This is a genomic window from Streptomyces sp. Edi2 (assembly GCF_040253635.1).
Lineage (GTDB): Bacteria > Actinomycetota > Actinomycetes > Streptomycetales > Streptomycetaceae > Streptomyces.
On sequence record NZ_JBEJGX010000003.1, the window covers coordinates 6,227,922 to 6,250,222 of the forward strand.

Annotated in this window: 22 protein-coding genes; 11 read left to right on the forward strand and 11 right to left on the reverse strand. The window is 71.0% G+C overall.

Annotated elements, in window-relative coordinates; translation table 11 throughout:
- The first annotated feature begins 10 nt into the window (after positions 1-10).
- From ABR737_RS30870 to ABR737_RS30885, 4 genes are all read left to right on the forward strand, one after another.
- Complete coding sequence (locus ABR737_RS30870; RefSeq protein ID WP_350253994.1) at positions 11-931, forward strand: F0F1 ATP synthase subunit gamma; 921 nt, start codon at positions 11-13, stop codon at positions 929-931.
- A 5-nt stretch (positions 932-936) separates the two neighbouring features.
- The gene (atpD, locus tag ABR737_RS30875) at positions 937-2,379 is read left to right on the forward strand and encodes a F0F1 ATP synthase subunit beta (protein ID WP_350253996.1); all 1,443 of its coding nucleotides are present in this window, start codon (positions 937-939) and stop codon (positions 2,377-2,379) included.
- A 108-nt stretch (positions 2,380-2,487) separates the two neighbouring features.
- On the forward strand, positions 2,488-2,871 hold the full coding sequence (locus ABR737_RS30880) for a F0F1 ATP synthase subunit epsilon (protein ID WP_085922935.1): 384 nt from the start codon (positions 2,488-2,490) through the stop codon (positions 2,869-2,871).
- A gap of 148 nt (positions 2,872-3,019) precedes the next feature.
- A complete protein-coding gene (locus tag ABR737_RS30885; protein ID WP_088800059.1) occupies positions 3,020-3,463 on the forward strand; it encodes a DUF2550 domain-containing protein in 444 nt (147 codons plus the stop codon).
- A 396-nt stretch (positions 3,464-3,859) separates the two neighbouring features.
- Here the strand turns inward: ABR737_RS30885 and ABR737_RS30890 are convergent, their stop codons facing one another.
- Positions 3,860-4,552 (reverse strand): response regulator, encoded by a 693-nt coding sequence (locus ABR737_RS30890; protein WP_350253997.1) that lies wholly within the window; start codon positions 4,550-4,552, stop codon positions 3,860-3,862.
- Positions 4,549-5,823 (reverse strand): sensor histidine kinase, encoded by a 1,275-nt coding sequence (locus ABR737_RS30895; RefSeq protein WP_502964405.1) that lies wholly within the window; start codon positions 5,821-5,823, stop codon positions 4,549-4,551. The genes ABR737_RS30890 and ABR737_RS30895 overlap by 4 nt, the downstream gene beginning before the upstream one ends.
- Before the next feature lie 132 nt (positions 5,824-5,955).
- Between ABR737_RS30895 and ABR737_RS30900 the strand changes: the two genes are divergently transcribed.
- Positions 5,956-6,543, forward strand: coding sequence for a hypothetical protein (locus ABR737_RS30900; protein WP_350254000.1), 588 nt, complete (start codon positions 5,956-5,958; stop codon positions 6,541-6,543).
- A 63-nt stretch (positions 6,544-6,606) separates the two neighbouring features.
- Here the strand turns inward: ABR737_RS30900 and ABR737_RS30905 are convergent, their stop codons facing one another.
- The 3 genes from ABR737_RS30905 to ABR737_RS30915 form a co-directional block, all read right to left on the reverse strand.
- Positions 6,607-7,179, reverse strand: coding sequence for a cob(I)yrinic acid a,c-diamide adenosyltransferase (locus ABR737_RS30905; protein ID WP_088800066.1), 573 nt, complete (start codon positions 7,177-7,179; stop codon positions 6,607-6,609).
- Between the two features lie 9 nt (positions 7,180-7,188).
- Positions 7,189-7,917 (reverse strand): ABC transporter permease, encoded by a 729-nt coding sequence (locus ABR737_RS30910; protein ID WP_350256989.1) that lies wholly within the window; start codon positions 7,915-7,917, stop codon positions 7,189-7,191.
- A gap of 90 nt (positions 7,918-8,007) precedes the next feature.
- Positions 8,008-8,790, reverse strand: a complete 783-nt coding sequence (locus ABR737_RS30915) for an ABC transporter ATP-binding protein (protein ID WP_350254001.1) — start codon at positions 8,788-8,790, stop codon at positions 8,008-8,010.
- An 80-nt stretch (positions 8,791-8,870) separates the two neighbouring features.
- Here ABR737_RS30915 and ABR737_RS30920 point away from each other — a divergent pair, with 80 nt between their 5' ends.
- From ABR737_RS30920 to ABR737_RS30935, 4 genes are all read left to right on the forward strand, one after another.
- The gene (locus ABR737_RS30920) at positions 8,871-9,512 is read left to right on the forward strand and encodes a TetR/AcrR family transcriptional regulator (RefSeq protein WP_350254002.1); all 642 of its coding nucleotides are present in this window, start codon (positions 8,871-8,873) and stop codon (positions 9,510-9,512) included.
- 156 nt (positions 9,513-9,668) lie between these two features.
- Entirely contained in the window at positions 9,669-10,517 is an 849-nt protein-coding gene (locus tag ABR737_RS30925) for a 3-hydroxyacyl-CoA dehydrogenase family protein (protein WP_350254003.1), read from the forward strand.
- 147 nt (positions 10,518-10,664) lie between these two features.
- Positions 10,665-10,988 (forward strand): STAS domain-containing protein, encoded by a 324-nt coding sequence (locus ABR737_RS30930; RefSeq protein ID WP_086718276.1) that lies wholly within the window; start codon positions 10,665-10,667, stop codon positions 10,986-10,988.
- A gap of 393 nt (positions 10,989-11,381) precedes the next feature.
- Complete coding sequence (locus ABR737_RS30935) at positions 11,382-14,009, forward strand: ATP-binding protein (RefSeq protein WP_350254004.1); 2,628 nt, start codon at positions 11,382-11,384, stop codon at positions 14,007-14,009.
- A gap of 121 nt (positions 14,010-14,130) precedes the next feature.
- On the opposite strand, the gene nucS is transcribed toward ABR737_RS30935, so the two are convergent.
- On the reverse strand, positions 14,131-14,793 hold the full coding sequence (nucS, locus tag ABR737_RS30940; RefSeq protein WP_350254005.1) for an endonuclease NucS: 663 nt from the start codon (positions 14,791-14,793) through the stop codon (positions 14,131-14,133).
- Positions 14,794-15,042: 249 nt separating this feature from the next.
- Between nucS and ABR737_RS30945 the strand changes: the two genes are divergently transcribed.
- Positions 15,043-15,435 (forward strand): SCO5389 family protein, encoded by a 393-nt coding sequence (locus ABR737_RS30945; RefSeq protein WP_030080104.1) that lies wholly within the window; start codon positions 15,043-15,045, stop codon positions 15,433-15,435.
- A gap of 214 nt (positions 15,436-15,649) precedes the next feature.
- On the opposite strand, the gene ABR737_RS30950 is transcribed toward ABR737_RS30945, so the two are convergent.
- On the reverse strand, positions 15,650-16,699 hold the full coding sequence (locus tag ABR737_RS30950; RefSeq protein WP_350254007.1) for an LLM class flavin-dependent oxidoreductase: 1,050 nt from the start codon (positions 16,697-16,699) through the stop codon (positions 15,650-15,652).
- A gap of 183 nt (positions 16,700-16,882) precedes the next feature.
- On the opposite strand from ABR737_RS30950, the gene ABR737_RS30955 reads away from it, so the two are divergent.
- Entirely contained in the window at positions 16,883-17,230 is a 348-nt protein-coding gene (locus ABR737_RS30955; RefSeq protein ID WP_350254008.1) for an Rv1322 family protein, read from the forward strand.
- Positions 17,231-17,356: 126 nt separating this feature from the next.
- Here the strand turns inward: ABR737_RS30955 and ABR737_RS30960 are convergent, their stop codons facing one another.
- The 4 genes from ABR737_RS30960 to ABR737_RS30975 all read right to left on the reverse strand — a co-directional run bounded on the left by ABR737_RS30960 (position 17,357) and on the right by ABR737_RS30975 (position 22,221).
- Positions 17,357-18,739 (reverse strand): ABC transporter permease, encoded by a 1,383-nt coding sequence (locus tag ABR737_RS30960; protein WP_350254009.1) that lies wholly within the window; start codon positions 18,737-18,739, stop codon positions 17,357-17,359.
- A complete protein-coding gene (locus tag ABR737_RS30965) occupies positions 18,736-20,007 on the reverse strand; it encodes an ABC transporter ATP-binding protein (RefSeq protein ID WP_350254011.1) in 1,272 nt (423 codons plus the stop codon). Before ABR737_RS30965 ends, ABR737_RS30960 begins: the two co-directional genes overlap by 4 nt.
- A gap of 393 nt (positions 20,008-20,400) precedes the next feature.
- Complete coding sequence (locus tag ABR737_RS30970) at positions 20,401-21,174, reverse strand: ABC transporter permease (RefSeq protein ID WP_350254012.1); 774 nt, start codon at positions 21,172-21,174, stop codon at positions 20,401-20,403.
- 3 nt (positions 21,175-21,177) lie between these two features.
- Entirely contained in the window at positions 21,178-22,221 is a 1,044-nt protein-coding gene (locus ABR737_RS30975; RefSeq protein WP_350254014.1) for an ABC transporter ATP-binding protein, read from the reverse strand.
- Between the last annotated feature and the right edge of the window lie 80 nt (positions 22,222-22,301).

Consider the following 22,301-nt stretch of genomic DNA (forward strand, 5'->3'; position numbering starts at 1 on the left):
GACCTGATCCATGGGAGCCAAGCTCCGGGTCTACAAGCGTCGCATCCGCTCCGTCACCGCGACCAAGAAGATCACCAAGGCGATGGAGATGATCGCCGCCTCGCGCGTCGTCAAGGCGCAGCGCCAGGTGGCGGCGTCGACGCCGTACGCGAGTGAACTGACCCGCGCGGTGACGGCGGTTGCCACGGGCTCGAACACCCAGCACCCGCTGACGACGGAGGCGGAGCGTCCCTCGCGGGCCGCGCTGCTGCTCATCACGAGCGACCGTGGTCTGGCCGGCGGCTACTCCTCCAACGTCCTCAAGGCCGGCGAGCAGCTCACCGAGCGGCTCAAGGCCGAGGGCAAGGAGGTCGACGCCTACATCGTCGGGCGCAAGGGCGTGTCGTACTACAGCTTCCGCGAGCGCAAGGTCGTGGAGTCGTGGACCGGCTTCACCGACAACCCGACGTACGCGGACGCCAAGGCGATCGCCGCACCGCTGATCGACGCTGTCCAGCAGGACACCGCCGAGGGCGGCGTGGACGAACTCCACATCGTCTTCACCGAGTTCATCTCGATGATGACGCAGACGGCGCTCGACGACCGGCTGCTGCCGCTCAGCCTCGACAAGGCGGTGGCGGAGTCGGAGGAGACGGCCAAGGGCGAGATCCTTCCGCTGTTCGAATTCGAGCCGTCGGCCGAGGACGTCCTCGACGCCCTGCTTCCGCGGTATGTCGAGTCGCGGATCTACAACGCGCTTCTGCAGGCCGCCGCCTCCAAGCACGCCGCCACGCGCCGTGCGATGAAGTCGGCGACCGACAACGCGGAAGAGCTCATCAAGTCGCTCTCGCGGCTTGCCAACGCGGCCCGACAGGCCGAAATCACCCAGGAAATCAGCGAGATCGTCGGTGGCGCCAGTGCTCTGGCCGACGCGACCGCGGGGAGTGACTGACCACTATGACCACCACTGTTGAAACGGCCACGGCAACGGGCCGCGTCGCCCGGGTCATCGGCCCGGTCGTCGACGTGGAGTTCCCCGTCGACGCGATGCCGGACATCTACAACGCGCTGACCGTCGAGGTCGCCGACCCGGCCGAGCAGGGCAAGCTCAAGACCCTGACCCTCGAGGTTGCCCAGCACCTGGGCGACGGCATGGTCCGTGCGATCTCCATGCAGCCCACCGACGGTCTGGTCCGCCAGGCCACGGTGACCAACACCGGCAACGGGATCACCGTCCCCGTCGGTGACATCACCAAGGGCAAGGTGTTCAACACCCTCGGTGAGATCCTGAACAAGCCGGAGGCGGCGTCCGAGGTCACCGAGCGCTGGGCGATCCACCGCAAGGCCCCGACCTTCGACCAGCTCGAGTCCAAGACCGAGATGTTCGAGACCGGCGTCAAGGTCATCGACCTGCTGACCCCGTACGTCAAGGGCGGCAAGATCGGTCTGTTCGGTGGTGCCGGTGTCGGTAAGACCGTTCTGATCCAGGAAATGATCTACCGCGTGGCCAACAACCACGACGGTGTGTCGGTGTTCGCCGGTGTCGGCGAGCGCACCCGTGAGGGCAACGACCTCATCGAGGAGATGACGGAGTCCGGCGTCATCGACAAGACCGCGCTGGTCTTCGGTCAGATGGACGAGCCCCCGGGCACCCGTCTGCGCGTCGCCCTGGCCGGTCTGACCATGGCGGAGTACTTCCGCGATGTGCAGAAGCAGGACGTGCTCTTCTTCATCGACAACATCTTCCGTTACACCCAGGCGGGTTCCGAGGTCTCCACGCTGCTCGGCCGTATGCCGTCCGCGGTGGGTTACCAGCCGAACCTGGCGGACGAGATGGGTCTGCTGCAGGAGCGCATCACCTCGACCCGTGGTCACTCGATCACCTCGATGCAGGCGATCTACGTCCCCGCGGACGACCTGACCGACCCGGCGCCGGCCACCACCTTCGCCCACCTGGACGCGACGACCGTTCTGTCGCGCCCGATCTCGGAGAAGGGCATCTACCCGGCGGTCGACCCGCTGGACTCGACGTCCCGGATCCTGGACCCCCGCTACATCACGCAGGAGCACTACGACTGCGCCTCGCGCGTCAAGACGATCCTGCAGAAGTACAAGGACCTCCAGGACATCATCGCGATTCTGGGTATCGACGAGCTCGGCGAGGAGGACAAGCTCACCGTCCACCGCGCCCGTCGTATCGAGCGGTTCCTGTCGCAGAACACCCACGTGGCGAAGCAGTTCACCGGTGTCGACGGCTCGGACGTCTCGCTGGACGAGTCGATCACCGCGTTCAACGCGATCGCGGACGGCGACTACGACCACTTCCCCGAGCAGGCGTTCTTCATGTGCGGTGGCATCGAGGACCTGAAGGCCAATGCCAAGGAGCTGGGCGTCTCCTGACCCCGGCACCGGTCCCGGGGGCGGCCCTGGCCGCCCCCGGCCCGTACGACCACTAGTATTTGACCCAACATCTGCCGAGCCAGGCAGGTGGAGACCCGAGGAGCCATCGTGGCTGAGCTGCACGTCGAGTTGGTCGCCGCGGACCGTCAGGTCTGGTCCGGCGAGGCCAGCCTGGTCGTCGCGCGCACCTCGTCGGGCGACATCGGCGTCATGCCCGGACACCAGCCGCTGCTCGGCGTGCTGCAGTCGGGCCCGGTGACGATTCGTACGACCGGCGAGAGCGGGGACGGCACCGTCGTCGCCGCGGTGCACGGCGGCTTCATTTCGTTCGCCGACAACAAGCTGTCTCTGCTCGCGGAGATCGCGGAACTGTCGGACGAGATCGATGTCCAGCGCGCGGAGCGGGCCCTGGAGCGAGCGAAGTCGGACGCTGACGCGGCCGCCGAGCGTCGCGCCGATGTCCGGCTGCGTTCGGTGACGGGCGTTCACTGAGCCCCGTCACCGACGAGATCGATCCTCAGCCGCGGGCTGCCCGGAGTTGTCCGGAGCGGCCCGCGGCTGAGGCAATGCAGATGCGTTACTCTCCTCCACGCCCGACCGGCGCGGGGGAACCCCCATCGAGGCGAGGAGGTCGGTCGAGATGGTCCTCGCTCTGCTTGTGAGCGGCGTGGTCGTGGTACTGGTGCTGCTGGGGCTGTTCGTCTTCGGACTGAGGCGGCGGCTCATCCAGCGGTCCGGTGGCACCTTCGACTGCAGCTTGCGCTGGCATGTGCCGGAGAACGAGACCGGTGGCAAGGGCTGGATCTACGGTGTGTCGCGCTACAACGGCGACCGGGTCGAATGGTTCCGGGTGTTCTCCTACGCGCCCCGGCCGCGCCGCCTCCTGGAGCGCTCCGCCATCGAGGTCCTGGAACGCCGCACCCCGCAGGGTGAGGAAGAGCTGGCGTTGCTCTCCGACTCCATCGTGCTCGCCTGCCGGCACCGCGGCACCCGCCTGGAACTGGCGATGAGCGAGGACGCGCTCACCGGCTTCCTCGCCTGGCTGGAGGCGGCACCGCCTGGCCAGCGAGTCAATGTGGCTTAGAAAATAGCGCCTCGCTGGGTGGGGGTGCCCCCGGACGGAGTCTGGGGGAGAGTCAATGTGGCTTAGAAAATAGCGCCTCGCTGGGTGGGGGTGCCCCCGGACGGAGTCTGGGGGAGAGTCAATGTGGCTTAGAAAATAGCGCCTCGCTGGGTGGGGGTGCCCCCGGACGGAGTCTGGGGGAGGGTGAACGTGGCCTGATTCGGGTGGTCCGGGGAATATCCTCGGTCGCTGCCGGATTGTGGCCCCGCAGGGGGGCCGTGCGTCCCCTACGGGATGCGTTCGGCCGGCCCCTACGGAGTCCGCCGGCGGGCCTTGTGCGCCGCCGTCGCGCCGCCCCCCTCTCAGCCCGCCGCCGCCCCTCCCGGGCCCGTCGCCACCTCTTCCCCGCCCCGCTCCCTACGGCCCGTCCACCCCCAACTCCTGTGCCAGTACGGCTGCTTGCACCCGGCTGCGCAGTTCCAGCTTCGCCAGCAGCCGGCTGACATGTGTCTTCACGGTGGCCTCCGCCATGGCCAGCCGAAGTGCGATATCGGCGTTCGACAGCCCCCGCCCCAGACACCCCAGCACTTCCCGCTCGCGTGGCGTCAGTGCGTCCAGGACCGCCGGGTCCGGTGCCTCACCGTCCCGCGCGGGCCGCCGGAGGGCCGTACGCGGGCTGGCGAACTCCGCGATCAGCCGCCGGGTCACCGCCGGAGCGATCAGCCCCTCGCCGGACGCCACGGTGCGCACCGCGGTCAGCAGCGCGGCCGCGTCGCTGTCCTTGAGGAGAAAGCCCGCCGCCCCGGCCCGTAGCGCCCCGAAGACATATTCGTCCAGGTCGAAGGTGGTCAGCACCAGTACGTCCGCCAGCTTTTCGGAGACCACCTGCCGGGTGGCGGAGACCCCGTCGAGGCGGGGCATCTGGATGTCCATGAGGACGAGGGCGGGGCGCAGCTCGCGGGCGAGCCGTACCGCCTCCTCGCCGTCCTCGGCCTCCCCGACCACCTCGATGTCGGGGGCGGAGCGCAGAATGAGGACCAGCCCGGCCCGTACGGCGGACTGGTCCTCGGCGACGAGTACCCGGATCGGCTGCGCGTCGGCGCCTGTCATCGTTGTTCTTCCTCCTCGGCGGCGGGCAGCGCTGCCCGCACCAGCCAGACTCTGCCGGCCGGCCCGCTCTCCGGGCCGGCCTCGAATGCTCCGCCCAGCAGGGCGGTCCGCTCGCGCATCCCGACCAGGCCGCTGCCGGAACCGGGCGCACGGGGGCCGGGGCGGTCGGCGAACGGGCTGCGGACGGCGACGGTGAGCGCCCCGCCGCGGTCATGGGCGATGCGCACCCGCACCTCGCCGGGCGCGGCGTGCTTGAGTGCGTTGGTCAGCGATTCCTGGACGATGCGGTACGCGGCCAGGGCGACCGGCGCCGTCGGCTTCGGACCGGCTCCGGGCCCGTCCGGGCTCCGGGCGTCGTCCAGCTCAAAGGTCAGTCCGCTGCTGCCGCCGCTCGTACGGGCCTGGTCGATCAGGGCGTCCAGCCCGTCGAGCGTGGGGGTCGCCGCGGGCTCCTCGTCCCCGTCGGCCGTCTTCGGGTCCCGCAACAGCCCGATGAGACGGCGCATTTCGGCCAGACCTTGCACGCTGTTCTCACGGATCACCCCGAGCGCTTCGCGGGTCGCCGACGGGTCGTCGATGGACTGCGCTGCGGTGGAGTGGATGGCGATGGCGGACAGATGGTTGGCGACCATGTCGTGCAGCTCGCGTGCCATCCGGGCCCGCTCACCGAGCACGGCCTGCGTCCGGTCGACCTCGGCCAGCAGCGCGATCTGCTCGGCCCGCAGCTGTGCGGCCTGCGCGGCGTCGCGGTGATTACGGATGATGAAGCCGGTCCAGGCCGGGGCGATGGTGATCAGCGCGATGCTGATGATGACCATCACGACCTGCGGGTCCTGCCAGGCCGCGGTCAGGCCGATGGCCGTCAGGACGGTGACCAGGACGGAGTGCAGCGGGATCCGGCGGGCCGCGTTCGCCGGTCCGTAGAGCACCGCCGCATAGACCACGTCCGTGAACATCAGGACGGTGGCGACCAACGTGCCGGCGCTGATGTCCAGCACCAGGGCAGGCACCGCGAGGGCCAGCGCCGCCATCGGGGCCGTACGGCGCATCAGTGCCGCCACCGACATCACGGTGAGCGCCACCAAGGTGAGCGAGGGGGACAGCCCCAGGCGCGAGGGCCCGCCGTGCAGATCCATCGCCCAGAGCAGCAGCCCGCCGAGCAGCCCGCCGCCCGCGATGAGCACATCGAGACGGTGCGGCCGGCCGGGGGCGGCGGGGGATCTGGCGGTCACTGCTCCATCAAACACGGCGCCGGGGCCCGCTGCCCCCATGTCCGGCGCATCCCCGTGAGCCGCGTGCTACATCGAAAGATGCAGTCCGGATCATCGCGCGCGACGACGTGGCGGGCGGCGGCCGCTGGAAGGCTGGAGGTGTTCGGTGGAGAGCCCTGAAAGGAGACAGCCGTGATCGTCGTGCTGATCATCGCCTGCGAGGTCGGCTTCTGGGTGCTGCTGGCCCTCGGCCTGGCGCTGCGTTACCTGGCCAAGATGCCGCGGACCGGAGCGGCGGTGCTCCTGATGGAGCCCCTGCTGGAGCTGGTCCTGCTGATCGTCACGGCGATCGACCTGAAGAACGGCGCACCGGCGGACTGGAAGCACGGCCTGGCCGCCGTCTACATCGGCTTCACGGTCGCCTACGGCCACTACACGATCAAGTGGGTCGACGGGCACTTCGCCCACCGCTTCGCGGGCGGCCCGAAGCCGGCCAAGCCCGGCTACGGAATGGCCCGCTTCAAGCACGAAGGGAAGCTGTGGCTGCGCACGGTGGTGATGGCGGTGGTCGCGTGCGGGCTGCTGCAGGCCGCGATCTGGTACGTCGGTGACGGCGGTGACACGAGCTCGCTGCACGAGTGGCAGGGCACCGCGCTGAAGATCGTCAGCATCCACGGTGTGATCGCGCTGAGCTACCTCGTCTGGCAGAAGAAGGACCCCCGCGGCCGGACCGCGGTCCCCGGGGAAGCGGCCCGGCAGGAGCAGGAGACGCTCCGCTAGGACGCGTCCCCGCCGCCTGCCGGCCCGCCCGCCTGTCTGCTGCGCCCGCCCGGCCGCCGCCGCTCAGCGCTCTCCGCCGGGCACCCACAGCACGTCCCCGACCTCCTTGTTGGCCGTACGGGCCAGAATGAACAGGAGGTCGGAGAGGCGGTTGAGGTAGGTGGCCGTCAGCGGGTTCATGGTCTCGCCGTGCTCCTCGAAGGCGGCCCAGGTCGCGCGCTCCGCGCGGCGGACGACCGTGCACGCCTGGTGGAGCAGGGCGGCGCCGGCCGTTCCGCCGGGAAGGATGAAGCTGCGCAGCTTCTCCAGCTCCGCCAGGAAGCGGTCGCAGTCCGCCTCCAGCTTGTCGATATAGCTCTGCTCGACGCGCAGCGGCGGGAACTCCGGGTTCTCCACCACGGGTGTCGACAGGTCCGCGCCGACGTCGAACAGGTCGTTCTGCACCCGCAGCAGCACCGCCGCGACGTCCTCGGGGAGCGAGCCGAGCGCCAGGGCGACGCCGATCGCCGCGTTGGCCTCGTTGGCGTCCGCGTAGGCCGAGATCCGCGAATCCGTCTTGGCGGTACGGCTCATGTCGCCCAGGGCGGTGGTGCCCTTGTCGCCGGTGCGGGTGTAGATGCGCGTCAGATTCACCATAGGGCGAGCCTACGCCGCGGACCTGCGGAAGACCCGGGTGCAGTAGGTCACGGAGAGGGTGGCGAAGACGGCCGCCACCAGCACGCCGTAGAGCATGGCCGAGGAGGCGTACGAGCCGACGAAGGCGGCCCTCACCGCGTCCACGAGATAGCGCAGCGGCATGAAGTGCGACAGCACATCGAGCCACTTGGGCCCCAGCGCCATCGGCAGCATCAGCCCGGACAGCAGCATCGAGGGCATGGTGACGGAGTTGATGACCGGTCCGAACTCCTGCGGTGTGCTCACCCTCAGCGCCAGCGCGTACGACAGCGAGGCCAGCGCCACGGTCAGCACGGCGACGAACCCGAAGCCGATGAGGATGCCGGGCAGCGGTGCCCGCAGCCCCATGGCCAGCGCGGCCAGCACCAGCAGCACCGCCTGGAAGACGAACAGCGCGGCATCCCGCAGCACCCGCCCCAGCAGCAGCGCCGGCCGGCTCACCGGCGTCACCCGCATCCGCTCCACGACCCCGTGCTGCTTCTCGACGATGATGCCGAAGCCGCAGAACGCAGCCCCGAACAGGGCGAGTTGGAGCAGCAACCCGGGCACCAGCATCTGCCAGGAGCTGCCGGACGAGGACAGCGGCAGACCGGTCAGCAGCGGCCCGAAGAAGAGCAGGTACAGCAGCGGCATCAGCACCCCGAAGAGCATCTGGGGCCTGGAGCGCAGGGTCTGGCGGGCGTAACGCCCGAAGATCAGCCCGGTGTCGGAGAGGAAGGAGGAGAAGGAGCGCCAGGGGGATGAGGAGGGCGAGGAGGGCGAGGTGGGCGAGGAGGACAAAGAGGGCTCCTAGACGGCGACGGGGGCCGGGTCGTGGGGCGTGGCGCCGCGCCCGGTGACGGCGAGGAAGGCGTCCTGCAAGGACGCGTCGGGGGAGCCGGCATGGGCGCGCTTGAGGGCGTCCGGAGTGCCCTCGGCGACCACCACGCCCTTGTCGACGATCACCAGCCGGTCGGCCAGCGCATCGGCCTCGTCGAGGTAGTGGGTGGCCAGGAAGACGGTGGTGCCGTGTTCGGTGCGGATCCGGCGGACCAGGTCCCACAGATCCGCACGGCTGCCCGGGTCGAGCCCGGTGGTCGGCTCGTCGAGGAACAGCACCTGGGGACGGTGGGTGAGGCCCATGGCGAGGTCGAGCCGGCGCCGCTGGCCGCCGGAGAGCGTGGCGATCGCGCGGTCGAGCAGGTCGTCCAGGCCCAGGTCGGCGGCCAACTCCTCGGCCCGGGTCAGGGCTTCGGCCTTGCCGAGACGGTAGAGGCGGGCCTGGGTGACCAGTTCCTCGCGCAGCGAGATGTGGGGGTCGACGCCGCCGGACTGGGCGACATAGCCGGTGGCGCGGCGGACGCCCGCCGGGTCGCGGACGAGGTCGCAGCCGGCGACGGTCGCGGTGCCTGCGCTGGGCGCCAGCAGGGTCGTGAGCATCCGCAGGGTCGTGGTCTTCCCGGCGCCGTTGGGGCCGAGGAAGCCGAGGATCTCGCCGCGCTCGGCGGTGAGATCGATGCCGCGTGCCGCCTCGACGGTGCCGCGTGGGGTGGTGAAGGTCCGGGCGAGTCCGGATGCGTGGATGACGGGCATGCCCACAGAAAAATAGAGCGACTGAAAAATTGCAATGCCCCCAAAATTTAATGGAGCCCAAAGAAAGGTAGGGTGAGGGCATGGCAGAAGGGCTCAGGGAGCGGAAGAAGCGGCAGACCCGCCAGTACATCTCGGACGTGGCCACCGGCCTGTTCCTGGAGCGGGGCTTCGACGCGGTGACCATCGCGGAGGTCGCCGAGGCCGCGGATGTCTCCGTGAACACCGTCTACAACTACTTCCCGGCCAAGGAAGACCTCTTCTTCGACCGGAGCAAGGGCGTCGTGGACCGGCTCTCGCGCTTTGTGCGCGGCCGGGCGGCCGGGGAGTCCGCGGCCGCCGCCGTGCTGCGGGAGCTGCGCGACGAGGTCGAGGCGGTCTCGCCGCGGGTGGGGCTGATGGAGGGTTACGACCAGTTCATGCGGGTGGTGCACGGGGCGCCCGCTCTCAAGGCCCGCCTCTGGTACATGCAGCAGGAGACCCATCTCAACCTGGAGGAAACGCTGCGGGAGGAGACCGGCGCCGCGGCCGGCGATCCGCTGCCGGGCCTGATGGCGGGCCAGATCGGCTGGGTGCACCAGAGCCTGATGGGCTGGATCACGCACCAGATGCTCGCCGGGCGCAAACCCGCCGAGGCCTCCCGGGAGGCTCTGGTCCTGCTCGACGAGATGGCGGAGCTGCTGGGGGAGAAGGTCCTCAACTACGCCGTACGGGCGACCGACTGACGGCGGGCTGTCCGGATCCGCGCGCCGCCCGCGGGCCCCGTCGGTGTGACGTCCGTCATCTGAGACGTGACGCGCATCTCTTACCCTCCAAACGATCGCTCACGAGCGCTAACGTCACCCAGGACCGTCAAATGCACAGGGTGTGAGGGGACAGCAGTGGCAAAGAAGCTCGCCGTCATCGGGGCCGGACTCATGGGGTCCGGTATCGCGCAGGTCTCCGCCCAGGCGGGCTGGGACGTGGTTCTCCGCGATGTGACGGACGGGGCGCTGGCCCGGGGCAAGGGCGGTATCGAGGCCTCGTTCGAGAAGTTCGTCGCCAAGGGCAAGCTGCCGGCGGCCGACGCCGAGCAGGCGCTGGCCCGCATCACCACCACGACCGACCTGGAGGCCGTCGCCGACGCCGATATCGTCGTCGAGGCCGTCTTCGAGCGGATCGATGTCAAGCGCGAGATCTTCCAGTCGCTGGACAAGCTCGTCAAGGACGAGGCGGTGCTGGCCTCCAACACCTCGGCCATCCCGATCACCAAGATCGCCGCGGTCACCTCCCGTCCTGAGCGGGTCGTCGGTACGCACTTCTTCTCGCCGGTGCCGATGATGCAGCTGTGCGAGCTGGTCCGCGGCTACAAGACCAGCGACGAAGCCCTGGCCACCGCCCGGCAGTTCGCCGAGTCGGTCGGCAAGACCTGCGTGGTCGTCAACCGCGATGTGGCCGGCTTTGTCACCACGCGCCTGATCTCGGCACTGGTCGTCGAGGCCGCCAAGCTCTACGAAGCGGGCGTGGCCAGCGTCGAGGACATCGACACCGCCTGCAAGTTGGGCTTCGGCCATGCGATGGGACCGCTGGCCACCGCCGACCTGACGGGCGTCGACATCCTGCTGCACGCCACCGACAACATCTACACCGAGTCCCAGGACGAGAAGTTCGCACCGCCGGAGATCATGCGGCGAATGGTCGATGCGGGCGATATCGGTCGCAAGAGTGGGCAGGGCTTCTACGAGCACTGAGGCCGCGTCAGCCCCCTCGGGCCGGCGGTGTCGCCCCGAGGGGTGAATTCGGTATCGGTTCGCTTACAGGCGGCAACTTCGCCGCATGAGAGGCAGTCAGTTCTGTAGACGTCCAGGCGTCACCACCCATGACATCGGGGAGCGCATATGCACATCAGGGGCGACCACGCCGAGCTGGTCGTCGGGGGCCGCCTCGACGTCCGCAGCGCGGCGGACGCCCGTACGGCCCTGCACGCTGCCGTCGACTCCGGTCGGGGCGATCTCGTGCTGGACCTGACCGAGCTGGATTCCTGGGACGCCACCGGCCTGGGCGTGATCATGGGCGCGCACCGCCGCGCCGGCCGGGTGGGCCGCAGGCTGGTGTTGCGCGGCGTGCCGCCCCAGATGCAGCGCCTGCTCGTCGCCACCCGGCTGCACCGCATCCTCGCCATCGAGGGCGGCATCGAGGCGGAATCACTCCCGCGGGTGTGAGGCGGGCGCGGCGGGCCGCCCGGTGTCCTGTACATGGGGCCGGTGTCTCGCATCCCGGTCGGGCCTCCCGCTCGCGGGTCAGGCCTCCCGCGCGCGGTCCGGGGCGTTCCCGGGCGATCAGGATCGCGCCCGAAGCGTGACGAAAGCTGAAGAGCCGGGCCAAGGAAATGTCGTAAACCGCGTGATACCGACCAATCCGGGAAGTTCCGGTCAGGACCGGCCCCCGGTGGTGCACCCGCCCGCTCTCCAGGTCTAAGGTTCGGTTCCCGCCCGTATGTCATCATCCGCGGCGGGCACCGGACCAGACGCGACGGCTGAGGACGACCTGCCGGAGCCGGGGGAGTGCGGACGGCCGGAAGCGCAGTCGGCACGCCAGATCTGGGAGCTTGCAGCATGGACCCGAACAGCCACCGGGGACCCGAGGAGTACGGCGAGCAGGACAGACCCGCCGGGCCGCCGGCCCCCGCGTCCGGCGGCGCGCGCAGCGGCTCGGGCGGGCCCGCCCGCGTCGTCCGTCTCGTCTCGGGCGCCTACCTCGTCACCGTCAACCCGGTCGACGGCAGCGAAATAGAACCCTGCCCGCCCGGGGAGCGCCCCGAGGCACCCAGCAGGCTCGACCCGCAGGAACGCGCCGCGGCCGCCCGCGCCGCCGCGCCCCCGGTGCCCCCGGGCCCGCCCGGGTCCGACGGGCCCGAGAGCGTGCTCGAAGAGCGCACCGAGGACACCGAACGCCTGGTCCGGCTGCTCTCCCGCGGCCGCTCGGTACGCGTCACCGGCCCCTCCGGCTCGGGCCGCACCCGGCTGCTGGACGCCGTCGCCACCGCCTGCGCCGACCTCGCCCCCGACGGCGTCATCCGGCTCTCCGGCTACCACCGCACCGTCACCGACCTGCTGTACGCGCTGCACGCCGCCGTGTACCGGGCTCCGCAGCACCGCCCCGACCGGGCCGAACTGCAGCGCCTGATCGTGCAGATCGGCGCCATCGTCGTCCTGGACGACCTGGAATTCGGCGGCTCCGCGCTCGACGAACTGCTCGACGCCACCCCTGAATGCGCCTTCCTGATCGCCGCCACTCCCGACGTCGCGGCCCCCAACCCCGGCTCGCACCTCGAAGAGGTCTTCCTCGGCGGTCTCGGCCGGGCCGGCTGCGCCCGGCTGCTGGAGCGCGCCGTGGACCGGCCGCTCACCGACGACGAGGAGGCCTGGTCCGCCGACCTCTGGTTCGAGTCCGAGGGGCTGCCGCTGCGCTTCGTCCAGGCCGCCGCGCTGCTGCGGCAGCGGGACCGGATGCGGGAGGCACCGGGTGCCCTCGACGACGGCTACGGCCTCTTCCCCGAGGAGGGGGCGGCCGGCGCCGGCACGGCGGCAGGCATCGCCACCGGGGCCGGCACCGATACCGCTGCCGATGCCTCCGACGCCGGGCCGGGCGAGCAGGCCGAGGTGCCCTTGCCGTCCCTCGGCGAGGCCGCCGCGCCCGCCCCGCTGCTCGCGTCGCGGCTGGGCGCCGCCGCCCAGGAGACGCTGCGCTTCGCCGTCGCGCTCGGCGGTGAGCTGCCCCACCAGGCGCATCTGCCGGCCCTCACCCAGGACACCCACGCCGACGCCGCCCTCGGCGAGCTGCTGGCCTGCGGCCTGATCACCCCGGTCGGCAGCCACTACCGGCTCGCCGCCACCGTCCAGGAGCAGTTGGAGGCGGCCGGCTACGCGGAGGGCGCGGCCGCACGGGCGCACACCGCCGCTCAGCACTACGCCTGGTGGGCCGGTCACCCCTCGGTCACCCCCGAGCGGGTCGCCGCCGAATCCGATGTGGCGCTGGCAGCCATGGGCGCACTGACCGGAAGCCGGGAGAGCGGGCACGCCAGCGCGGCCGTGCTGCTCGCCCGTACGGCCGCCCCGGCGTTCGCTGCCGCCCTGCACTGGAACGCGTGGGAGCGCAGCCTGCGGCACGGCCAGGAGGCCGCGCGGCTGGCCGGGGAGGTAGCCGAAGAGGCCTACTTCCACCACGAGCTGGGCGTACTGGCGCTGTGCACCGGCAGCCTGGACCGGGCGCGCGCCGAGCTGGAGGCGTCCATCGGGCTGCGTGGGGTGCTCTCCGACCGCAATGGCGCGGTGGCCGGACGGCGTGCCCTGGCGCTGGTCACCGACCGTTCGCGGGCCGAAGCTGCCGCGGCGGCCACCACCGCGTTCCCGCAGGCGGCCGGCGCGGTCTCCGCCCGGAAAACGGAGGCCTCGAAGAAGCCGGCCGCCACACCGCGCGACACCGCCGCGACCGCCAAGCTGCGGGCGGCACGCGCCGAGGAGACCGCGGCCACGATCACCGCCCGGGGCGCCTCGGCGACCGCCGCCACCACGGCCGTCCCGGCCGTGGCCGGGAGCGGCACCAAGACCGGCAAGGGCGCTCTGCGGGTGTTCGGCGGGGCGCGCCGCAATGTCGTGGCCGCGGGCGCCGGCGCGCTGCTGGCGGCCGTCCTCGGCACCGTCGTCACCCTCGGGGCGACCGGTGGTGACCACCCGCACGACGACAAGGTCAGCACCGAGCAGACCACGGACGACGGCGACAGCAGCGACCTGCCGGCCGAACAGCCCGCCACGGGCTCCAGCCTGCCGCCCACCGGCCCCGGCACCTCCCGGCCCGGCACCCCCGCCACCTCGCAGAGCCCGTCGCCGTCCGTCAGCGACCCCGCCACCAGTGGCTCGCCCACCGATCCCAGCACATCGCCGACGGACCCGACGACCGGCCCGACCGAGCCGACCGGGCGGCCCACCACGCCCACCGGCCGGCCGACCCACACCCGCCCGCCGACGGACGACCCGTCGGACCCGACACCGACGGACGACCCGACGGACACCTCGCCGGATCCGACGCCCACCGACGACCCCGGCACGGGCAAGCCGACGACACAGAGCCCGTCGCAGTCGGTCGCCAACCCCTCCGGCAGCTCCTCCGGCGGCAGTGGCTCCGCTCCGTCGGACGGAACGGCCCCCTCCGGCTCCGGTACGCAGAGCGCCCCGGCCGGCTGACGGCGCCCCGCACCCTCCCGGCCGGCGGTCGGGCAGCAGACAGCGCGAGGGCCCGGTACACACGTACCGGGCCCTCGCGCTGTGCGCGTACTGTGCGGCCGCCGCGCCCGGGGCCGCGGGGTCAGAACAGCCGCAGCTTGTCGTCCTCGATGCCACGCAGCGCGTCATAGTCCAGGACGACGCAGCCGATACCGCGGTCGGTGGCCAGCACCCGCGCCTGCGGCTTGATCTCCTGCGCCGCGAAGATGCCCTTCACCGGCGCCAAGTGCGGGTCGCGGTTGAGGAGTTCGAGATAGCGGGTGAGCTGCTCGACACCGTCGATCTCACCACGCCGCTTGATCTCGACGGCGACGGTCTGGTTGTCGGCGTCCCGGCACAAGATATCCACCGGGCCGATGGCAGTGGGGTATTCACGCCGAATCAGCGAGTATCCCTCGCCCAAGGTTTCGATCCGGTCCGCCAGCAGCTCCTGGAGGTGCGCCTCCACCCCGTCCTTGATGAGCCCCGGGTCGACGCCGAGCTCGTGCGAGGAGTCGTGCATGACCTCCTCGAGGGTGATGATCAGCTTCTCGCCCCCCTTGTTCACGACCGTCCACACCTCCCCGTCGCCCTCCTTGAGAGTGCAGGGCGGCGACATCCAGTTGAGGGGTTTGTAGGCCCGGTCGTCCGCGTGAATGGAGACGGAGCCGTCCGCTTTCACCAGGATGAGGCGGGGGGCCGAGGGGAGATGGGCAGTGAGCCGGCCCGCGTAGTCCACGGAGCAGCGGGCGATGACGAGACGCATGGGGTGAAACGCTACTCGACCGGAGGCCCCCCACGCGATTCGCCCTGGACCACCGGGCCTTTACGGGGGAAATCCCCGCACCCCCGGCGCTCACCAATGGCCGGTTGTATGTGCAATCTCCTGGTGCGGGCACCTTGCGCGGCATACCGTTACAGCGGGGGGTTGTGAATCGAACACGCTCCGTCGCAATGCCCCCAGTCCCGTCCCTAGGCCCCGTCCGTCCCGGCGGGGCCGCGAGAGGAGAACCTCATGTCGCTCGACGTCTCACCGGCCCTCCTCGAACAGGCCGAGCGAGGCGAGGTCGACGAAGCTGCATTTGTCGACTGCGTCCGGACCTCCCTGCCCTACGCATGGGGGATGATCAGCTCTCTGGTGGCCCAGCTGAAGGTGGACGGCGGAGAGTTCGCCGACAATCAGACGCCGCCGCCGGACGAGCAGGCACGCGGCCAGCTGCTGCGCGCACTGGCGAGTGACGCCATCCGTGGTTCCCTTGAGCGCCACTTCGGTGTGCGGCTCGCCTTTCAGAACTGCCACCGTGTCGCGGTTTTCCCGCTCGACCCGGTGGTGGACGACCGACTGGCCCGTTTCACGTCCATCCGGGGTCAGCTGCTGAACCAGTCGCCCGAACTCCGCGACTGCTGAACGGAGTTGCTGCCGCTGCGCACACGGTGATGACCAGCACCGTGCCGGTGCGCCAGCGGCAGCACCACTCACCGCAGGGCGACCGTTCGCTCGTACCGCTCCCTCGTACGGCGCCCCTGCACCCTCCTGCTACCGCATCGCAGGCACCGTCACCGGCACCCGCGCGCGGTATCCACACCCGGCCTCCGCCTGCCGTCCGCCCTGCCGGGCCCGGTCACTCCAGCTGCGACAGCACCTCCGTGCCCAGCCTGCGGACGTTCTCCTCCGTCGCCGCAAGGTCGCCGGAGCCCTCGACGAGCAGTGCGAAGCGTGTGATGCCCGTGCGCTCCGAGGTCGCCGCCAGCCGGTCCGCGCACCACTGCGGCGGGCCGACGGGGTGCAGCCCGCACAGCAACTCCGTATAGGCCAGCGGATCGCGCATCGCGCGATAGCGGCCGTCGACCGTCACATGGGCGCCCAGGCCCTGCCGCAGCCAGCCGGGCATCGCCTTCGTCAGGGTCTCCCGCGCGGCCTCGCGGTCGTCGGCGATCTGCACCACGCCGGCCGAGACATGCGCGGCCGCGGCCACCTCGTCGCCGTCCAGCCCGGCCTCCCGCGCGGTCGTCCGCCACAGGGCGACCATCTCCGCCTTCTCCTCGTCGCCGCAGTGCATGCCCAGCAGCATCGGCAGCCCGCGCGCGGCAGCCGTGCGCACCGACGAGGGGGAGGTGCAGGCGACCACGACCGGCGGGCCCGGCGGCCCGGCACCCGGATCGTCCGGAACGGTCAGCGCCTCGGCCGGACGCGGTACCACCGCCACTTCGCGGAACGTATAGCGCTTGCCCTGCGCGCCGACCCGGGGCTCCCGCAGCCAGCGCATCAGCAGATCGAGCGATTCCGGGAAGCCGTGGTCATACGCTTCGAGTCCGGAACCGAACACCTCCAGATCGACCCACGGACCGCCCCGGCCGACGCCGAGGGTGAACCGTCCGTCGGAGGTGAGATGCAGCAGCGCCGCCTGCTCACCGAGTGCCACCGGATGCTGGGTCGGCAGCACGCTCACCGCCGTCCCGACCCCGATCCTGCGGGTCCGGCCCAGCAGCAGCCCGGCCAGCGTCGCCGCGTTCGGGCAGACGCCGTAGGGTACGAAGTGGTGTTCCGCCAGCCAGACATCGTCGAGTCCGGCCTCCTCCGCGACCTCCGCGGAGCGCACCGCGCGGTGCAGTGCTTCCCCCTGTCCCTGACCGGGGAATTGAGCGGCCAGGATGAAAGCCCCAACGCGCATCGCTCTCTGCCTCCTCGCAGCCGACGCGACTCCCCACAGGCAACAACGTGTGACACGTGCCAAGGGCACGGCCTGACGCGAAATTTCCTGATGATCGCAGAATCCTGCCGAGCGGCGTCCACCCCTGACCGCGCCGCGTACGCTGGTGACAGCCCGTGACTCCGTACATATCCGAGGTGTTCTGTGTCCCCGCGCCGAAACCGCCAGCACGGCGGTGCGAAGCCCTTTGACCGCACGGGCGGTGACCCCTACGGCCGGATGGGGTCGCCTCCCGGCAGCGGCGGCTGGGAGACCGCCGAGGAGTGGCGCGGCGAGGACTGGGTCGTGCGGCACGTCGGGGGCGGCGGCGCGGCCAAGCGCTACCGCTGCCCCGGCTGCGACCAGGAGATCCCGCCCGGGGTCCCGCATGTGGTCGCCTGGCCGCAGCACGGCGACGTCGACGACCGCCGGCACTGGCACAAGGCGTGCTGGAACGCACGGGACCGCCGGAGCGCGCGGCTCCAGCGGTCCCGTAACGCGCCCCGTTACTAGGGCAGTTACTTCTTTTTGAAGCTCAGGGCAGCATCCTGCCCGCTCCTCGGCGCCCGGGGGCGCCGGTGCGGCCGGACCGTCTCGGACGTCACTGACTCCGACGTCACTGACTCCGACGTCACTGACTCAGACGTCGCGCTTGTTGATGACCGCGTAGGCGGCACCGAGGGTGACGGCCGTCAGGCCCGTGACGATCCACAGGGGGTCCCAGCCGGTAGGTCCGGAGCCCATGAGGTTGCCGCTGAACATCACGCTGAGCTCGCTGGGGAGCGCGTACTCCATCAGCCAGGTCTGGACGTCTTTGAGGCTTTCCGCCTGCATGAAGATCGCCAGCACCAGCGGCAGCAGATAGACGCCGATCATGAGGGTGATCGCGCCCGCGGAGTGGCGCAGCAGGGCGCCGACGGCCAGCGAGAGCAGCCCGATCATGGCGACGAACAGGCTCACCCCCACCGTGGCCTGGAACCAGTCCGCCCCGGTCGGTACGTTCTTGATCTCCAGGCCGCTGACCATGGAGTACTGCGCGATGGCCACCAGGGTCGTGGTCACCAGGGCGAGGACGAAGCTCAGGGCGAAGAAGACGATCGCCTTGGCGGTCAGGATCCGGGCGCGGGCCGGGCAGGCCGTGAGGGTGGTGCGGATCATTCCGGTGCCGTACTCGGAGGTGATCACCAGCACGCCCAGCGTGATCAGGGGGATCAGGCCCATCATCATCCCGAAGGTGCCATAGCTCAGGGGTGAGTCGGGGCCGAGCGTGTCACTGTGCCCGGCGACGACCGAGCCCGCCAGCAGGCCGATGCCTACCGTCAGGAGGATCATCACGCCCAACGTCCAGAGCGTGGACTGCACCGAGCGGATCTTTGTCCACTCGGAGAGCAGCGCATGGCCGAGGTGGGTGGGGCGCACCGGGATGGGCGAGACATAGCCGCCCGGTCCGCCGGCGTAGGCCTGCTGGGGGTGCGGCTGGGCGGGAGGCTGCGGGGTCTGGCCCTGGGCCAGGCCCTGACCCTGGGCCGGTGCCTGGGCCTGGAGCATCATCGTGCCCGCGTCCTTGCCCGGGCCATGTGCGGCGAGCGGCTGCGGTACGGGCGCCTGCTGGGCCTGCTGGGGCTGCGGAGCCTGCTGGGCCTGGAGCGTCATGGTGCCCGCCTCTTTGGCGAGCGAGGGCTGCCCAGGGGCCTGCTGGGCCTGGAGCATCATCGTGCCCGCTTCCTTGGCGGGTGGTGCGGGCTGCCCGGGTGCCTGCTGCGCCTGGAGCATCATCGTGCCGGCCTCCTGGGCGGGCGCGGGCTGCTGCGGCGGGTGCTGCTGCGGCGCGTGCTGCTGTGCGGGCTGCTCCGGACCGGCGGGCTGCGCCTGGGCCGGGGTGCCCTGCTGCTGCGGTGCGGCGCCCTGCGGGGCGGCGGGCGGCATCGGAGGCGCGGCCGGCATCGGCTGCTGCTGCGCGCCGGTGTCGTGGGGTCCGCGCTCAGGCTGCGGCTGGGGCTGCGGCTGCTGAGGGCTGGTCATCGGGCGTCCTCGTGGTGCGGCGTGGGCTGGTCGGCGGGGGAGGCGGGCGGCATCGGCGCGGCGGGCTGCTGCCCGTACGGGTGAGGTGCGCCGTAGAGCTCGGGTGACCCGTACGGGTGACCTTGAGCCTGCGCGGGCGGCGGATAGCCCTGCCCCGGAGCCGCCCCGGCCGCCTGCTGCGCGTACGGGTCCTGCTGGGCGTACGGGTTCGGCTGCCCCTGGCCGGGAACGCCGGCCGTCGCCTGGCCCGGCTGCCCTGCCGCGTATCCGGGTCCGCCCGCAAACCCCTGCGGTGCGGCGCCCTGCGGGGCGTACCCGGCGGGGGCGCCCTGCAGGCCGGCCCGCTGGTCGTGTGTCGAGCGGTAGTCCACGGCGCCCTGGGTCAGCTGCATATACGCCTCTTCCAGCGACGCCTGGTGCGGCGACAGCTCCCACAGCCTGACCTGGGCCTGGTGCGCGACATCGCTGATACGGGGGAGCGGCAGCCCGGTCACCCGCAGCGAGCCGTCCGGCTCGGGCGCGACCTGCCCGCCGGCCTCACCGAGCGCGGCGGTCAGCTTCTCGCGCTGCTCCGGCTCGGTGTCCGGCGTACGAACCCGGGCGAAATCGGCGGAGTTGGCCGAGATGAAGTCCTTGACCGGCATGTCCGCCATCAGCTGTCCACGGCCGATCACGATCAGGTGCTCGGCGGTCAGCGCCATCTCGCTCATCAGATGCGAGGAGACGAAGACCGTACGGCCCTCGGCCGCCAGCTGCTTCATCAGATTGCGCACCCACAGGATGCCTTCGGGGTCGAGGCCGTTGACCGGCTCGTCGAAGAGCAGCACCTGCGGGTCGCCGAGCAGCGCCGCGGCGATGCCCAGCCGCTGGCCCATCCCGAGCGAGAAGCCCTTGGAGCGCCGCCTCGCGACGTCCTGGAGACCGACCACCCCCAGCACCTCGTCGACCCGGCGGGCGGGAATGCCGGACAGCTGGGCGAGCGAGAGCAGATGCTGGCGCGCGCTGCGGCCGCCGTGCACGGCCTTGGCATCGAGCAGCGCGCCCACCTGGCGCGGAGCATTGGGGAGGCTGCGGAAGGGCCGGCCGGCGATGGTGGCCCGCCCCGAGGTCGGTGCGTCCAGGCCAAGAATCATGCGCATGGTGGTCGACTTACCGGAGCCGTTGGGCCCCAGGAAGCCGGTCACCGTGCCCGGCCTTACCTGGAACGACAGGTCGTACACGGCCGTCTTGGCGCCGTAGCGCTTCGTCAGGCCGACTGCCTCGATCAATTCTCCGCCCCTCGCGAGATCGTCGGGGCAGAGGCGCGCGCCCTCGTACCCCCGTGAGGATTAGGAGGCTATCCGGCCGTTGACGGTTCCCGTCAATTCCTCGCGCCTCCGACTGCCCCGCCGGGCTCCGGATTTGCCGTCGCGCGGCGTCGCGGCTGTGCGGCTGTGCGGCCGTGCGGCTGCGCGGCTTGGCGGCTTGGCGGCCGCGCGCTCTCGCCGTTGCGCCTGCGCCCGGCGAGGGGCGCCGGGAGCAACCGCGCTGCTCAGGGACGGAACGCGGACGCGGGGGACGAGCATGCGGGCATGGATGAGGGCGTGGATCCGGACGCGGAGGGGAGCCGGTCTCCTCCGCCATGCGCTATCTGCTGGGCGCTGTCCGCCGGGCGCGATCCGTTATGCGTCACGCTTTTTCAGGAGTACGAATCCGCCGATGAGTGCCGCGGCCGTCCAGGCGATCATGATTGCCAGCCCGCCCCACGGGCCGTACGGCACATCGCTGTTGGCGGGCGTCACCACTTGCATGATCTTTTTGCCCGCCTGGTCCGGCAGAAAGCGGCCGATTTTCTGGGTCGCCGTGACATTTCCGAGAATATTGGAAATGAGGAAGAAGAACGGCATCAGAATGCCCAGCGAAAGCATCGGGCTGCGCAGCATGGTGGCTACCGCCATCGAGAACAGCGCGATCAGCGTCATATAGAGCCCGCCGCCGATCACCGCGCGCAGCACGCCCGGATCCCCGATATGCGCCCGGAGATCGCCCAGCACCGACTGCCCGGCGAAGAACGTCACAAAGCTGGTCACCAGACCGACGGCGAAGACCAGTGCGGTGGCCACCAGCAGCTTGCAGAACAGGAAGGTGCCACGCTGCGGTACGGCCGCCAGCGAGGCGCGGATCATGCCGGTGCTGTACTCGTTCGACACCACCAGCACCCCGAAGACGATCATCGCGAGCTGGCCCAGCCCCATCCCGGCGAAGCTGATGTTGGTGGCGTCGAACGCCACCCGGGCCCTGGCCGGCATCGAGTTGAAGTCGCTGCTGGTCAGGCTGCAGATCAACACCCCCAGCCCCACGGTGACCACGACGGCGATGCCCAGCGTCCACACCGTGGACCGCACCGATCTGATCTTGGTCCACTCCGACCGAATGACCTGCCCGACCGCCGCCATCCGTCAGCTCCTCTTCTTCTTCTGCCAGTCCGTGCCCCAGCCGGTCGGCTGCGGTTCGCCCGGCCGTGCCCCGGCCGTCTGCGGCTCTTGCGGGGGCCGCGCCGCCGGCGACCATCCGCCGGCCTGCGCGGGCACCGGTTCGCCGCCGTGTGCGTGGTACTCCACCGACTCCGCCGTCAGTTGCATGAACGCCTCTTCCAGGGACGCCTGCTGGGGGCTCAGCTCGTGGAGCACCAGCTGATGTGCGGCGGCCAGCTCGCCCAGCCGCTCCGCGGGCACCCCGTCGACCTCCAGCGAGCCGTTGCCGGCCGCCACCGCCTGCATGCCCTCGGCGTGCAGCAGATCCAGCAGCTTCTCCTGCTCCGGGGACCGCATCCGGACGTAGGACCGGGAGTTCTGGTGGATGAAGTCCTTCATCGAGGTGTCGGCCATCAGCCGGCCCTGCCCGATCACGATCAGGTGCTCGGCGGTCAGCGCCATCTCGCTCATCAGGTGTGAGGAGACGAAAACGGTGCGGCCCTGGGCCGCGAGGTTCTGCATGAGCGTGCGGATCCAGTGGATGCCCTCGGGGTCGAGGCCGTTGACCGGCTCGTCGAAGAGCAGCACCTGCGGATCGCCGAGCAGCGCCGCGGCGATGCCGAGCCGCTGGCTCATCCCGAGCGAGAACCCCTTCGTCCGCTTCCTGGCGACCGCGCTCAGCCCCACGGTGTCCAGTACCTCGCCGACCCGTCTGCGGGGAATGCCGTTGCTCTGCGCCAGACACAGCAGATGGTTGGCGGCGCTCCGGCCGCCGTGCACCGACTTCGCCTCCAGCAGGGCCCCGATGTACGTCAGCGGGTCCTGCAGTTGGCGGTAGTGCCTGCCGTTGATCCGGACCGTGCCCGACGTCGGGTTGTCCAGGTCGAGCATCATCCGCATGGTCGTCGACTTGCCCGCACCGTTGGGCCCGAGGAAGCCGGTGACGATACCGGGCCGCACCGTGCAGGTGAGGTGGTCCACGGCGACCTTGTCGCCGTAATGCTTGGTCAGCCCCTCGAGCTCGATCATGTACAGCACGCTAGGCCCGCTCCGTGGCCCCTGCCACCGGTGCGGGGCCGCCCGGCTGACCCCCCCGTACGCACCGCGCC

Bases quoted from the DNA above. Each gene is read 5' to 3' on its own strand.
- ABR737_RS30905 (WP_088800066.1), bottom strand. From the start codon at position 7,179: ATGGTGAATCTGACGCGCATCTACACCCGCACCGGCGACAAGGGCACC.
- ABR737_RS30885 (WP_088800059.1), top strand. From the start codon at position 3,020: ATGGTCCTCGCTCTGCTTGTGAGCGGCGTGGTCGTGGTACTGGTGCTG.
- ABR737_RS30895 (WP_502964405.1), bottom strand. From the start codon at position 5,823: ATGGGGGCAGCGGGCCCCGGCGCCGTGTTTGATGGAGCAGTGACCGCC.
- ABR737_RS30930 (WP_086718276.1), top strand. From the start codon at position 10,665: ATGCACATCAGGGGCGACCACGCCGAGCTGGTCGTCGGGGGCCGCCTC.
- ABR737_RS30975 (WP_350254014.1), bottom strand. From the start codon at position 22,221: ATGATCGAGCTCGAGGGGCTGACCAAGCATTACGGCGACAAGGTCGCC.
- ABR737_RS30945 (WP_030080104.1), top strand. From the start codon at position 15,043: ATGTCGCTCGACGTCTCACCGGCCCTCCTCGAACAGGCCGAGCGAGGC.
- ABR737_RS30920 (WP_350254002.1), top strand. From the start codon at position 8,871: ATGGCAGAAGGGCTCAGGGAGCGGAAGAAGCGGCAGACCCGCCAGTAC.
- atpD (WP_350253996.1), top strand. From the start codon at position 937: ATGACCACCACTGTTGAAACGGCCACGGCAACGGGCCGCGTCGCCCGG.
- ABR737_RS30890 (WP_350253997.1), bottom strand. From the start codon at position 4,552: ATGACAGGCGCCGACGCGCAGCCGATCCGGGTACTCGTCGCCGAGGAC.
- ABR737_RS30970 (WP_350254012.1), bottom strand. From the start codon at position 21,174: ATGGCGGCGGTCGGGCAGGTCATTCGGTCGGAGTGGACCAAGATCAGA.
- ABR737_RS30870 (WP_350253994.1), top strand. From the start codon at position 11: ATGGGAGCCAAGCTCCGGGTCTACAAGCGTCGCATCCGCTCCGTCACC.
- ABR737_RS30960 (WP_350254009.1), bottom strand. From the start codon at position 18,739: ATGACCAGCCCTCAGCAGCCGCAGCCCCAGCCGCAGCCTGAGCGCGGA.
- nucS (WP_350254005.1), bottom strand. From the start codon at position 14,793: ATGCGTCTCGTCATCGCCCGCTGCTCCGTGGACTACGCGGGCCGGCTC.
- ABR737_RS30950 (WP_350254007.1), bottom strand. From the start codon at position 16,699: ATGCGCGTTGGGGCTTTCATCCTGGCCGCTCAATTCCCCGGTCAGGGA.
- ABR737_RS30935 (WP_350254004.1), top strand. From the start codon at position 11,382: ATGGACCCGAACAGCCACCGGGGACCCGAGGAGTACGGCGAGCAGGAC.
- ABR737_RS30915 (WP_350254001.1), bottom strand. From the start codon at position 8,790: ATGCCCGTCATCCACGCATCCGGACTCGCCCGGACCTTCACCACCCCA.